The 12,686-nt window shown below is 51.4% G+C and carries 10 protein-coding genes; 1 reads left to right on the top strand and 9 read right to left on the bottom strand.

What is annotated here, in order from left to right; genetic code table 11:
• Positions 1 to 55 precede the first annotated feature (55 nt).
• The 4 genes from Q1B47_RS06410 to Q1B47_RS06395 form a co-directional block, all read right to left on the bottom strand.
• Positions 56 to 319 carry a hypothetical protein gene (locus Q1B47_RS06410; protein WP_299790379.1) on the bottom strand — a complete coding sequence of 88 codons (264 nt, stop codon included), beginning with the start codon at positions 317 to 319 and terminating at the stop codon, positions 56 to 58.
• A gap of 99 nt (positions 320 to 418) precedes the next feature.
• Entirely contained in the window at positions 419 to 1,984 is a 1,566-nt protein-coding gene (locus Q1B47_RS06405) for an FGGY-family carbohydrate kinase (protein WP_299790375.1), read from the bottom strand.
• Positions 1,981 to 3,642: a glycerol-3-phosphate dehydrogenase/oxidase gene (locus Q1B47_RS06400; protein WP_299790372.1), complete on the bottom strand. Its 1,662-nt coding sequence runs from the start codon at positions 3,640 to 3,642 to the stop codon at positions 1,981 to 1,983. Before Q1B47_RS06400 ends, Q1B47_RS06405 begins: the two co-directional genes overlap by 4 nt.
• Positions 3,639 to 5,300 (bottom strand): FAD-binding oxidoreductase, encoded by a 1,662-nt coding sequence (locus Q1B47_RS06395; protein WP_299790369.1) that lies wholly within the window; start codon positions 5,298 to 5,300, stop codon positions 3,639 to 3,641. The genes Q1B47_RS06400 and Q1B47_RS06395 overlap by 4 nt, the downstream gene beginning before the upstream one ends.
• An 82-nt stretch (positions 5,301 to 5,382) precedes the next feature.
• Here Q1B47_RS06395 and Q1B47_RS06390 point away from each other — a divergent pair, with 82 nt between their 5' ends.
• On the top strand, positions 5,383 to 6,477 hold the full coding sequence (locus Q1B47_RS06390; RefSeq protein WP_299790366.1) for an AraC family transcriptional regulator: 1,095 nt from the start codon (positions 5,383 to 5,385) through the stop codon (positions 6,475 to 6,477).
• Between the two features lie 66 nt (positions 6,478 to 6,543).
• On the opposite strand, the gene Q1B47_RS06385 is transcribed toward Q1B47_RS06390, so the two are convergent.
• The 5 genes from Q1B47_RS06385 to Q1B47_RS06365 form a co-directional block, all read right to left on the bottom strand.
• A complete protein-coding gene (locus Q1B47_RS06385; RefSeq protein WP_299790363.1) occupies positions 6,544 to 8,004 on the bottom strand; it encodes a methyl-accepting chemotaxis protein in 1,461 nt (486 codons plus the stop codon).
• Between the two features lie 150 nt (positions 8,005 to 8,154).
• Entirely contained in the window at positions 8,155 to 8,718 is a 564-nt protein-coding gene (locus Q1B47_RS06380; RefSeq protein ID WP_299790359.1) for a chalcone isomerase family protein, read from the bottom strand.
• A gap of 101 nt (positions 8,719 to 8,819) precedes the next feature.
• Positions 8,820 to 9,677: a hypothetical protein gene (locus Q1B47_RS06375; protein ID WP_299790356.1), complete on the bottom strand. Its 858-nt coding sequence runs from the start codon at positions 9,675 to 9,677 to the stop codon at positions 8,820 to 8,822.
• Positions 9,678 to 9,810: 133 nt separating this feature from the next.
• Complete coding sequence (locus Q1B47_RS06370; RefSeq protein WP_299790353.1) at positions 9,811 to 10,989, bottom strand: DUF5692 family protein; 1,179 nt, start codon at positions 10,987 to 10,989, stop codon at positions 9,811 to 9,813.
• 68 nt (positions 10,990 to 11,057) lie between these two features.
• On the bottom strand, positions 11,058 to 11,966 hold the full coding sequence (locus Q1B47_RS06365; RefSeq protein WP_299790350.1) for a hypothetical protein: 909 nt from the start codon (positions 11,964 to 11,966) through the stop codon (positions 11,058 to 11,060).
• Positions 11,967 to 12,686: the final 720 nt, after the last annotated feature.

Below are 12,686 nucleotides of genomic sequence, written 5' to 3'. Positions count from 1 at the left end.
CAGTTAAAAACTGCATGACAGATAAAAATTGTTCTACCTTATCAATAAGTAACACTTATTGCTTATGCCTCACTTGCTTAATCCACTGCATGGTATAGAGCACAAGATAGAGCAGTGCGACAATGAGCGCGGTATAGAGAAATGTGGGCACAAACCAGCTCGAAGCCGTATCAAAAACAAAACTCCAATTGGTACCATTTTGATCGCGGAAGATACCGCCCGGGTTCTCGACCCACTCCCAGACAAGAATAATTAGTGTCACCAAAACGGAGACGATAGCCCCTATCAACAAGCCGAAGGAGCAAAAGCTATATTTCATATCCGGGAGTTTCAATTTTTCACTTCCATTTATCCCTTAGATTTACCCAAGATAACCTAACAGACCTACAATAAATATAGCCCGAACTTTCGACCGGGCTTATTCAGGGTAACCCGTAATATCCCTGATCTTAGAGTAAAGAGGCTGCAGCTTCTTATAGATGTTGAGATAGACCTCCCTATAGAGCCGCTGATACATCTTATAATGCTCATCATCGGGCTCGAAGCGTTTGCCCTTATGCACCATGGCCTTAATTGCGCTGTCGAAATCTTGGTATAACCCCAGCCCGACCGCGGCATCGATGGCGGCGCCCAGCCCTGAGGTCTCGACCGTATGAGCCCTTACCGTAGTTAAGCCGAATATATCGGCGGCGATCTGCATGGCCGCATCACTCTGGGCCCCACCGCCGGAGACTCTAAGCTCCTTTATCTTGCAGCCACTGCGTTTTTCGATCGCCTCAAGTCCCTCCTTCAGGCCGAATGCCAACCCCTCCAGAATGGCACGATACAGGTGCGCCCGGGTATGAATATCGCCGAAACCTATCACGGCACCTTTCGCTTCCGGACCGGGTTGCTTCACACCGGGGCCCCAGTAGGGCTGAAGCATCAAGCCCATGGAACCGGGGGGGACAGTATTGACCAGCTCATCGAACAGGGCTTCGGCCTCAATCCCCGCCTCATCCGCCCTTGCCTTCTCGATATGAGCAAACTGCTCCTTGAACCAGCTCACCATCCAGAAGCCCCGGTACAACATCACTTCGCTGCAGTAGGAACCGGCAATGGCCGACGGATAGGGAGGAAGAAAGCGCACCGCCTCGACATAACGTTCCATGGTGACATTGATGGTTGCGGTAGTACCGAAGCTCAGGCAGCCCACATCCGGGTGCTGACCGCCGGAGCCCAGAACCTCACATGCTTTATCAGCTGCGGCGGCTATCACAGGCAATCCCTCGGGGATCCCGGTCAGTGCGCTTGCCTGAGCCGTGATCTCACCTATCCGATCGCCGGGATCGACCAGAGGCAGCAGCTGATCTTCTCTCACATTCAGTGCCCGCCACTTCCAGTCCCACTTTTTCGCCCATCTGTGTTTTCTGTAATCGAATGGGAGGTAGCCCACCTGAGAGCCCGATGAATCGACCCACTCGCCGGTCAGCCTGTGGTGAAAAAAGCCCGAGAGGAAGGTAAATTTATAGGTTTTGTCCCACACATCCCGCCGGGCCTGATAGAGCCAGTTAGGCTGAGCCCGACTGCGGAAGGTGTTGATGGTTTCCTCGAGCCCCATCACCTTAAACAGCGGATCCCAGAAACCTCCCAGACTCTTTTCGGGCTCGGCTTTACGCTGATCTAACCATAATATGGCGTCATGCAACGGATTGCCGTCGCTGTCCAGTGGCAGCATGGTGCCGCGCTGCGTGGTCACAGACATCCCTTTGATTCTTGTCCTATCGATACCTTGAGCCCAGAGTGACTGGCAGGCCTGGCACAACTTATCCCAGTAATATTCGCCACTTTGCTCACACCAACCTGACTCGGGTGACAGATAGGGGATGAGCTTCACCTGAGACTTGGCCACCAGCTGACCCTGTAGATCGAAGATCAACGCCCGGACACTCTGAGTGCCGTTATCGATAGCCAGTAGGTAGTCGCTATTTTTTTCATTTATCATAGACTGTCTGTACTTAATAATCCGTCGGTATTTTGTATGCTGCCGGTAGTCGATTGGCTGTCGGCTCTTGACTGGCTGTAGGCACTCGACTGGCTGTAGGCACTGGCCGGCCTGTCTGGGTTTGGCAGAGAGTAGTATTTCGAAAAAATCTGCACATATCTCAACCACTCCTGCTCAGCCATCGACTCAGACCAGTTCAGAGATTGGCGGCACAGGTCGAGAAGCCGCTCCCGATACCTGATAATGCCATCTCCCAACAATAAGCCCAAACGGGTACGTCGCAGCAGGAGATCGTCTAGGTGAACCACGCTCTCATGGGTCAGCGACCACTCCAGCTCCCGCCACTGGCACCGACTAAAGCCGATCTCGCAACTGTTTTCCATATCAGAGATACGGGGCGCAAAATGACCAAAATAGCCGCTGAGGCGTTTATCGGCATAGCCCTTAGCTGGCCGACTAAACTCAGCCTGTTTTATCTGCTTCATCATGGCTGGAAACTGAGCCTTGATGCTCTCGAGCACCTCCTCAGCCATCTTATGAAAACCGGTCAACTTGCCCCCTGTGACCGAGATAAGGCCGGGCTTCGACCAGATGAGATGTTCTCGGGACTCCTTGGAAGGCTCGGTCTCTGCCGATGAACTCAATATCGGTCTGATGCCACTCCAGCAACTTATCACATCCTGTTCGTCCAGGCCCTTATCCGGGAAATAGTGCCGGGCAAGCTGCAGCAGATAATCCACCTCACCCTGGGATATTCCCGGCTCAGTCTCGATCCCATTATCATGATCCAGATCGGTCGTGCCGATCACTGTGCATCCCTGCCACGGGTAGATATAGACAGGCCGCTTATCTGTGGGGTGGAAAAAGGTGATGCAAGCAGAAACAGGAAGTCGCTCGAAAGGCAGCACCAGATGGCTCCCCCTCAAGGGCCTTAGCAGCCCTTTCTCAAGTGGGTGAAGCTGTGATGCCCAGCTTCCGGTTGCATTGATGACACATCTCGCATCTACCTGATGCTTTCGCCCGTCCAGCTCGAGTTCGATCCCGGAGATCTCACTCTCTGATTCGATAAGTCCGGTGACTTTGGCGTAATTAAGCGCCTCGCCCCCTGCAAGCACGCCATCTTGTAACAGACGCAGCACCAACCGAGCATCATCGGTGACCCCATCGGCAAACAGATTCACTCCTGTGACCCCATCAAATGAGAGCTCCGTCAACCAGGTCTTAGCTTTCTCGAGCGTGAGAGGCTTTTGGTAATCACATCCGGCGAGTTTATCGTAGAGTGACAGTACCCGCTTGAACAGCGCCGCCGAAGGGAAATCACCTTGCCGGTGCAGCATCATATAGGGCATCAATTCGACCAGCCCCGGCAGCTCGGCAAGCAGCGCCTCCCTCTGTCTGGCCGTATCCCGCGTCATGCGCCACTGACCTGCAGCCAGATAACGTAAGCCGCCATGGACCATCTTAGATGAGCGGCTCGATGTACCCCAGGCAAAATCTTTTTGCTCTACAAGCAACACCTTCAGCCCCTGACTCGCGGCCAGATGAAATATTCCCGCCCCGGTGATCCCGCCACCGACCACCACAAGATCGTACTCGCAGACCTGCTCAGCGGCGATCCTATGACGAGCAAGAGCTGACGCCTGACTCAGGGTATTCATTGCGCTTTCTCTGTTGCGATAACCGCTTCATCGTCGCTCTGTCCGGATTTAAATAACTTCCCCGGGTTCAACTGTTTATCCGGATCAAAGTAATCGAAACAGCTCTGTAGCGACGCCATCACATGCTCGCCTTTCTCTTTGCTGAGATAGGGAGCATGATCGCTGCCGACGCCATGCTGATGACTGATGGTACCGTTATTTTCCACGATCATCTCAGATGTCGCAGACTTAAGTTTCTGCCAGCGACGGTAGGTTTCATCATAACTATCTGCGACGGGAAAGAGGTATGTGGTGTAGATGCTGGCACCGTCGCCATAAAGATGAGACAGGTGCGAAAATACATGCACCTTAGAGTCAAACTCGATTAATCCATCTCGCAGACTCTGCTCTATCTTCTCTGTCAGCGGCTCGATATTAGACCAGTTAGTCGCGGTCTCAAGGGTATCTATCGCATAACCCATCTGCCACAGCGTCTCCCTCAGGTAGGGGAAGGTAAACCGCTTGTGAGCCCACTTCTTCCCCAGGCGCTGCCCGGTGTTAACGCCCCTGAAGCGACGTAACACCTTTTTGAGTCGTTTATAGCTCTGCCTGTTGGCCTCCCTGTCTCCGGTGACGCCGTAAACCAGCATGCACTTCCCTTTACCTACTCCCTTGAGTGAGAGCAGGCGATCCAGCCAACTTCGCTGAGTCTGAGTCGCCGAAAGAAACAGCTGGGTATGGGTCTCCTCACCGTTGCTGACCCTAAGCATCGATAGCGGCAGCTTTTGCTGAATGATCTCCCGGGCACAGTCGATTCCACTCTGCCAGTCCGGCATAAAGGCGACACCAAAAAACTCCTCTTCGGCGACGCGGGAAACCCTCACCTTTGCTTCGGTCAGGATCCCCAGATGCCCCTCGGAACCGAGTACCATCTGACGCCAGTCCGGTCCCGCCGATGACGCCGGCAGTGTCGGGATATCCACAGTACCATTGAAGGTTTCTATCACCCCTCCCGCAAACAGGTTCTCGATACGACCATAACCCAGGGATTGCTGACCGCTGGAGCGCGTGACCACCCAACCACCCAGTGTCGACAACTCGAAGGATTGAGGAAAGTGGCCCAGAGTATAGCCATGAGCCTGCAGCTGAGCCTCGAGGAAGGGCCCCTTGACCCCGGCGCCGAAGGTGGCTATCTGATCGACCCTGTCCAGCTCGAGGAGTCGGTTCATCTTAGTCAAAGAGACGGTAACAACGGGTTTATCTGACGGACATGGCGTAATATGGCCAACAACAGATGTTCCGCCACCGTAGGGAATAAGTTGCCAGCCATTTGCTTTCGCCTCCACCATCAAGATACGGATATCTTCGCCGGATGTCGGAAACGCTACGGCATCGGGAAAGACACCAAATTCACCACTCTTCATGGCCAGCCAATCGGGAAGGCTCTGCCCCCGGGCGTGGCGTAGCCGTATCTCGGCATCGGTCGAATATAGCTCACTGTCATTGAGCCTGGAGTCGGGCACCTTGGCGAGCACCCGCGCCAGTGTCGACACGCCCAGTGGCTTAACCTTTCCCAGCTTTTCGCTGATAAATGCCGCACCATCTTCTGAGAGTGCCATTCGTTTCTCTCTGTCGCCCCAACCATTCCAATTTCTATTATCTTGCTGTGACTTGTCCATGTTTCACCGATCCACTTGCATCAATATTAGTTTATCCTACAATGTCACCACGCCTTGTCAGTGACAAATATGGACAACCTGTATGATAAAGAATCAGAATAGGCAGTCGTTGGGAACGACCTCTATTCCACCGGTACAGCAGTTTTTACAGGCGGGCCGCCATTGTAAGATTGACGTATCCTGTGCATTAGAACATGCCGACATCGAGCTGGCGGATCTATACAGAGTCGATGGCAGACTCAGTGGCGAGCAGTTTCAACATCTGCTCCATTACCTTATCGGGCATTCGAAACATCCTCTGTTTGGCCTCTACAGTGCACGTTTTATTCAACCGGATCGCTTCTACATCTTAGGCCAGATAGGCCTGCACTCGACGGATCTATCACAGGCGCTGAAAGAGGCTATGCCATTGGAGAAGTTGGTCGGAGACATGGGCGTCACCGAAATACGGGAACATCATGATGGCATCAGGATGATCTGGCACTGCCAATACAGCCACCCGTTGGTGATCCCCCACCTCATAGATAATGTGCTCGCCTCCTGGGTCAACTTCGCCCGCTTCCTGCTCCAGGACAATCAGGCAAAACCAAGGGCCCTTCAACTGCAAAGAGATAAGCCATCATCGGCCGAAGTGAAACAGTATGAGCAGCTCTTCGGTTGCCCGGTGCAGTTCGGCCAGAGTGATAACGCCATCATAATAGACAAGGCACTGTTGAGCCGTCCTCTGCCCTCAGGCAACTTGCAGCGACTGCAGCAGCTTAAGATCAGTGCCGGCTTGAGGCTGACTCATATCGGTGATGCCGATAAGTTGCAACTGAAGGCTGCCAGGGTGATACGTCAACTCCTGCCTCAGGGGAAAATACAGCGGGAACAGGTCGGCGCCCATCTGCATATGGCAGGCAGGAGCCTGCAGAGACACTTAATCAAACAGGGCAGCAGTTATCAGGCATTATTAGATCAGATCCGCCATGAGATGGCGGATTATTGGCTCACCTGCAGCGAACTGTCCATGGAAGAGATCGCAGTGCAACTGGGCTTCAACGATGCCAGGGTATTCTTTCGCGCCTACAAACTCTGGACAGGTCACACGCCGGGGCTAACCCGAAAGGGAGGACTAGCAAAGATCCCGGAAGCGAGGAGCGAGTATACGGAGTCCGCAGCCACTAGCAAACCTTAGATTCCGGACATATTCGCTCCTCACTTTACACTGTGGGATTAAGTAAATCAGCTACCTCTATTCCACCTATGCCGCGCTATTGGAAAGCATTGCCAGCCTGAGATCCTCGGCAAGGGATTTCAGAGTATCTACCTGCAGCGTCAGCTGCTTGCCCTGAGTCGCGACCGACTCGGATACCTGGTTGGTCTGCACCACACTGTTTGCTACCTCGGTGCTGGCCGAGTTCAACTCCTGGACCGCCTGCACCTGATGCACCATGGTATCGGCCAGCTGATTGACATCCGTGACCGTCTCGCCCACCTTCTCTATGATGCCGGACAACTCGGTAGCTGTCGCCTGTATCACCACCTGTCCGTGGTTGACCTCCTGCTTGCTGAGATCCAGCAGGGCACGTATCTCAATCGCCGAGGCATTACTCTTAGCCGACAGCTCACGCACCTGTTCGGCGACAACCGCAAATCCTCGTCCATGCTCCCCGGCCCTGGCCGCTTCAATAGCCGCATTGAGCGCCAGCAGGTTGGTCTGCTCTGCCACCGAGGTGATCAAGCCTGCTACCGACATGATTTTTTCATTGCTTACCAGAATCTTATCTATCGCATTGGTCGACGCCGCCAGAGATTCGGCGCTACTCTGAGCCTGGCGGTTTATCACCTCGCTGCGCGCTCGCATCTCTGTCACGAAACGCTCAGACTGCTCCATGTCCGATGTCATTCTCAGAAGCTGCTGGCTCATCTGTTCTGCCGCACTGGCCTGAGATTCACAATTTTGATTAAGGTTATTGACCTGTTGATGCAGATCCAACGACTGACTCTCGAGCTCATTAGCCACCACTGAGAGTTGTCCGGCATTATCCCCCGCCCTGTCTAACACCTCGGATAACTGCCGCTCTCCCTGCTTGGCCTTTTCCGCCGTGGCTAAGGTGTCAGACTGTGCCTTCTCCGCGGCGTTCATCGCCCTGTTGCGCTGCTTTGCGGTGAAGCCCTGAGCGACGACAATCACCAGCAGGGGGACGATTAATCCAGACCAGGTCTCGGCTGCCAGCGCCGAGGAGGAAAACACCATCTGCGGCATAGGTATGCCATTGAGTGCAGTAGCCACCATCCAGGATGAGATAAGGATAACGGCAAGGCTCCAGAGCGTAGCCATCAAGAGGTTGGCAGTCAGGAAAAAAGAGATGATCAATACCGGGATCCACAGGCTCTGAGTCGAGCTCAGTACGCCTCCCCCCTGATAGATCATATTCAGCGCATGCACAACCATGCCTAAAAATCCGACATTGAGGGCCAGAACCGGCATACGGGCAAAACGCACTATCGCCCCGGCTAACAGCTCGGCACCGATAAGAAGAGATGAGGTATAGATGAGCAGCGTGTGATCGTGTTGCAGCCACTTGAAGAGACTATAGAAGCCGGTGAAGAGAGAGAGCAAGGTAAAGAACATCAAGGTGTCGACGAAGCGTAGCTGCTCCGGCCGCCATTGATGGAGTTGGGGCATAAACATCGCCCGCCAGATTGCCAGTGGCGTCATATCATCATCTCCTGCGGGGGGTGCCCCGTGAGGAGCATACAAAACTTTGTTATTAAGAGATTTTCATGGCTGATGGGCAGGTGGGGACACAGAACTCCCCATCGCCATGAAACACCTTTTCAACCCTGAACAAGGTGGCCTCTCAATAACTTAACCTTCCAGCATATCCTCTTTAAGGTCTTCGTCTGTCGGGTTCTTACCTAACCAGATTGCCATCACGGCCTTACGGAAGGTTTCACCTCGGGTCACCGATAACTGCTTGCCATTCTTGTAGCTTATGATCCCTTCACCGGGGACACTCAACAGGGTAAATTGATCTCCCTCCTTGATGGGCTCGGCAAAGGTCGCGATAAACTCCTTGATGCTCGCCTCAATAGGCGCGGGATCGCCACCGGTTGCACGATCGAAGCCCTCATTCATGGCCTCGGTCATCTTCTCCGATGTGATAATGCCTGAGGTAATATTCAGGCGAATAGCCGCCGGTTGATCGCTGTCGATCACCTTAGAGGCCTGATCTACCTGACCTACTGTAAACAGCGACCCCACATACAGGTCGATAAAAAACTTGCTGCGAACGCCAGCACCGTTAAGGCTAAGTACCTTTTCCTGCAGGGTGATGCTGTCGGGCAGGTTTACGCCGGAGATCTCGCTGCCTGCCACTGCATTGCCGCAGGCAAAAAACATAGTACCGAGTACGAGTGCACGTTTAATCATGTAAGACTCCTGATAAAGTATTGATAATTAACAATAGATATAACTGCCAATGCATGGATGCAGGCAATGCATCGGCAGTATCAAAACTGAGCGATGAGTATTTAGAACGCGTGGTTATACTCAATCCAGTAGCTATCATCTGTGCTGTCGCTGTTATCAGTTTTATAGTTAACACGTACGTTTTGGCGCTTGTTCATCTGGTAGGCCACCGAGATCTCTCCGGAGAAACTCGCCATCTGTAAACCACCATCCATGATGTCATCACTCCATGACTTACCCTGCATCTCCTCAGTGTATGAGGCACTCACCAGAGTCCACCAGTGATCGCTGAAGGCATAACGCGCATAAACCATACCGGTAAGAATTAGTGAAGGAGCGTCGATACCACTGCTCGATACCGCCGTAGCACCCGCCATATCAGGTGGAAGAATTTGTGACATGTTATCTTCGACAACAACGGCACCGGCATACAGGATTGGCCAGATATAGAAGTTATCGGTTACCGGAATAGTCATCACGGGACCGGCTTGTACTACAGCCATGCTGCCGTAGAAAGGGTGGTCCGCCAGAATCGCATCGATAGACCAGCCGGTACCATTAGTGGTATTGATGGTACCGTAACGAAGACGATATGAACGCTTGCTGGTTTCATCGTTGAAGGTTGGCACCATGCCATATTCCGGGTGCTGTACCATACCGGTAAACTTAGGCGTCTTATCCCCTTCGTTTAAGATGTTCTTGGCTTCGAAAATTACGCCACTCTTCTGCCCTGAATTTGCAGTCTTTTCAGACAGCATCAACTGCCCTTTGATGTTGGCACCTTCACTACCGTATGAAGCACCGATAGAGGTGTATACGTCGGTTGGGTTAGACATATCGATATCGGCGTCATCGGCTGCATAGGTTAAACCAGATGTCATTGAAGCAAGAATAGCAATGCTAAGAATACGCTTTTTCATAGTAACTCCATCATATTTATAATATTTTTGATAAATTATTAATAATTACTTTGTATCGTCCAAACGGGTTTACTGTGAGGGTTGCCCCTCTGTGTGCCATCGGTTGGTCTGCCGATGGCACTGTGGTTAACCTTTATGCGCTGGCTACCACCTGGCGCTGTCTGAATTTCTTGCTGAAGAAGATGTAGGCATAGACACTGTTTATGATGAAGCTGGCTGCACCTGCCGCTAACATCAGCTCGTCGTTACGTGGCATAGGCACTACGTTGCTCTCGTACATAAACGGACAACTGAAGTAGTACATAAATGAACCCGCCAGGGTAAATGCACGTGCCTGTAACCAGGTACCTTTCTTAATAAAGAGTGAAGGTAGGGTTGCCGCGATCAGAACCATCATCTGAGCGGTCGCAGATCCCGGGAAGTTCAGATAAACGAAGACGATGTTCCAGACGTCATAGGCGATAATCCAGAAGGTGGTCATCGCAGGCCAGATCATATCTTTCTGTTTACTCTTATCGGCGTGGATCATTGCCCAGCCGGACAGAGTGATAATCGAGAGCACGCCACCGATAGCGTTAAGAATATTAGCCAGGTTCCCCATACTGAAATCTTGCATCACCGCTTCGGAGATATTGATAGCAAGGAAGGCTGCGGCACCAAATTTGGCCCACTTCATATCCCCAACCTTAGTGAAACGTATCAGGGTAAACAGGGCCGCCGCACCCACAACAGAGTAGAGTTTGACCCACTTGAACCAGTAAGAGATCTCATAGCTGGACCACAGTGGAATCAAGACAATCGGCAGAGCGAACCATAAGATATAGTTACTCCACTTGAAGTGGCGACAGAGCTCGTTCAGTGCCATCAAGGCGATGAGTACAAACAGTACATGAGCGAATGCACGGTACTTGTACCACTTGTGGATATTGAAGCCATCGCCATCGAGAGAAAAACGCATCTCCTCGCTGTCGACAAATTTAATGGAAGCACCATCGAAGTCGGTGATCTCGGCGCCATTAAGGCTCTCGATAATGACCGAGTCGCCATGGAGGCTCCATTTCTGAGTCTCTGTCTTGTTAAAGCCACCGGACTGCTTGGTTACCTCAACATTGTTATCTGCGTTGAACTCCAATCGGTAAAACAGACTACCTTCGCCGGGTTTACCATCGCGGGTACCTTGCCATACCTCGCCCTGAAGCTTATCGACACCGCCATCTTGAATCTGCGTGGGTTCGGCCATGGCAACTGACCCCCAACACATCATCAATAACGCCAACATCGCGGTATAGATCCTTCTCGCCCTGAGTTTCATATCAACTACTCTCTCTGTGGATGTGGTATCGGATACCTACCCATTAGGTATCCGATGTGACCTTTCGATCAGGCTGTGGTTAATTTGCTCTGGTCATTCAACTTGGTGTCTGAATAATCTGAGACGAGTGGTGGTGGAGACTTCTCTCCAAATGGAGGTTCATTGGTTTCACTGTCCTTCTTAGACTTGAAGTACCAGATAACGAATGGAATATGCATAGCCAGGTTAATTGCACCCCAGTAGTAAACCACCGCGTCGCTGGCCCAACTAGAGGAGTCCATAACCGGAGTGAAGATATCGCCGTTGGCCCGCACCAGAATGTGGAATGCCAGAGTGTAGACTCGAGCTATGATGTAAAGCTCGGGGCGCCCCTTGATGATTGGATAAAGCTCTGCAGCAATCAGGATACAGAATGAGCTGGCGAAATAGCCTGGGTTCTCGCCAAACACGAATGCCAGGTTCCATGTGGTATAGAGGAAGTTCCATGCCGCAGTAGAGTAGAACAGCAGGTCATTTGGCTTATCTCGGCCAATCACCCAGTACAGACGCTTACCATTCTTATAACGCGGGAACGGAATGGTGATACATAAGATGACACCACAGATAGCATTGAAGTAGTTTGCAGTGGCAAAATCTTTCGCCGTCGCTTCTGCGATATTGATAAACAGTACCGCATAGAGCACCTTCAATACCCAGTCACCTCGGAAGAAAGCGAGGAATTTATTGGGGTTGTCATGATAAAGCCAGGCGATTCTGGCACCACCGACGATAATTGCAGTTGGGATAAGTACGCTGACCGTCTTAGCCCAGCGGAACCAACCATCGAGATTGTCTGCCCATAGAGGCGCAGTAAAAAGGGACAGCAGCCAAAATGCCGCCGTAATTCTTGGTGCGCGGCGCATGCCTTCCACCAAAACGAGCAAAAACACAATATATCCAGTCATCGAAACGACATATTGCCAGACAGGAATGTCCATAATGCCTCCAGGTACATGTTATCCATCGATTCAGAACGTTTACCCATCAGCAGCGCAAACATTCAGTTAAAATATCTTTTTAAACAAACCCTTAAACCATGTTAGAGTTTTAACTCTAACTTAGAGCATTTACTCTAAATTAGAGTCTTTACTCTAGATCCGAAGTTAGGCGATAGTTTTGATCTAGATCATTTAAATGTTGCGTTTCAGTTATCCGCAGGTGTGATTTCAAACGCGAATGTGATGGAGATATCAAGATTTAGTAAATCGCAGATTGCCGATAAAAAAGACGATTAAGTGGTACGCTAGTTGCAATTAAATAAGGAAGGAGGTGATGGGGAACAGCTTATAACATCCTGAATTACCCGCTTGAAATGAGTGTTCCATCGGCAAGCAAATAGACATCATATTGATATAAAAGAAAATAACCATTTCAGCAATGCCATAAGACAAAGATCTCGGGGAAGTTATGAGTATACAGCCACCACCAGAGCTCATCTTTCTCTTCAGCCTGCTTACATGCAAGGGTTATCTTACAAACCTGGCACCCTATCCTTAACCCATGACCGGATATGCCTACCCTCCGGTAGAGGAAAATGAGTAGAAAGGGTAGTGAATTTTACATTTTGCCAACAAAGGGAGTGCCTGATAACTTGTTTACTCACCAGAGGAGGCATAAAAAAAGCGCCTTGCGGCGCTTTTACTCTCTATAGGAGCTGC

The sequence above is a fragment of the uncultured Shewanella sp. genome, assembly GCF_947501225.1.
GTDB lineage: Bacteria > Pseudomonadota > Gammaproteobacteria > Enterobacterales > Shewanellaceae > Shewanella.
Note: the sequence above shows the minus strand (reverse complement) of the source record. Positions and strands in the feature narration are given on the sequence as shown.

What these genes read in the sequence shown, in the direction of transcription:
- Q1B47_RS06395 (WP_299790369.1), bottom strand. Translation starts at nt 5,300, where the DNA reads ATGGACAAGTCACAGCAAGATAATAGAAATTGGAATGGTTGGGGCGAC.
- Q1B47_RS06375 (WP_299790356.1), bottom strand. Translation starts at nt 9,677, where the DNA reads ATGAAAAAGCGTATTCTTAGCATTGCTATTCTTGCTTCAATGACATCT.
- Q1B47_RS06370 (WP_299790353.1), bottom strand. Translation starts at nt 10,989, where the DNA reads ATGAAACTCAGGGCGAGAAGGATCTATACCGCGATGTTGGCGTTATTG.
- Q1B47_RS06380 (WP_299790359.1), bottom strand. Translation starts at nt 8,718, where the DNA reads ATGATTAAACGTGCACTCGTACTCGGTACTATGTTTTTTGCCTGCGGC.
- Q1B47_RS06390 (WP_299790366.1), top strand. Translation starts at nt 5,383, where the DNA reads ATGATAAAGAATCAGAATAGGCAGTCGTTGGGAACGACCTCTATTCCA.
- Q1B47_RS06365 (WP_299790350.1), bottom strand. Translation starts at nt 11,966, where the DNA reads ATGGACATTCCTGTCTGGCAATATGTCGTTTCGATGACTGGATATATT.
- Q1B47_RS06400 (WP_299790372.1), bottom strand. Translation starts at nt 3,642, where the DNA reads ATGAATACCCTGAGTCAGGCGTCAGCTCTTGCTCGTCATAGGATCGCC.
- Q1B47_RS06405 (WP_299790375.1), bottom strand. Translation starts at nt 1,984, where the DNA reads ATGATAAATGAAAAAAATAGCGACTACCTACTGGCTATCGATAACGGC.
- Q1B47_RS06385 (WP_299790363.1), bottom strand. Translation starts at nt 8,004, where the DNA reads ATGACGCCACTGGCAATCTGGCGGGCGATGTTTATGCCCCAACTCCAT.
- Q1B47_RS06410 (WP_299790379.1), bottom strand. Translation starts at nt 319, where the DNA reads ATGAAATATAGCTTTTGCTCCTTCGGCTTGTTGATAGGGGCTATCGTC.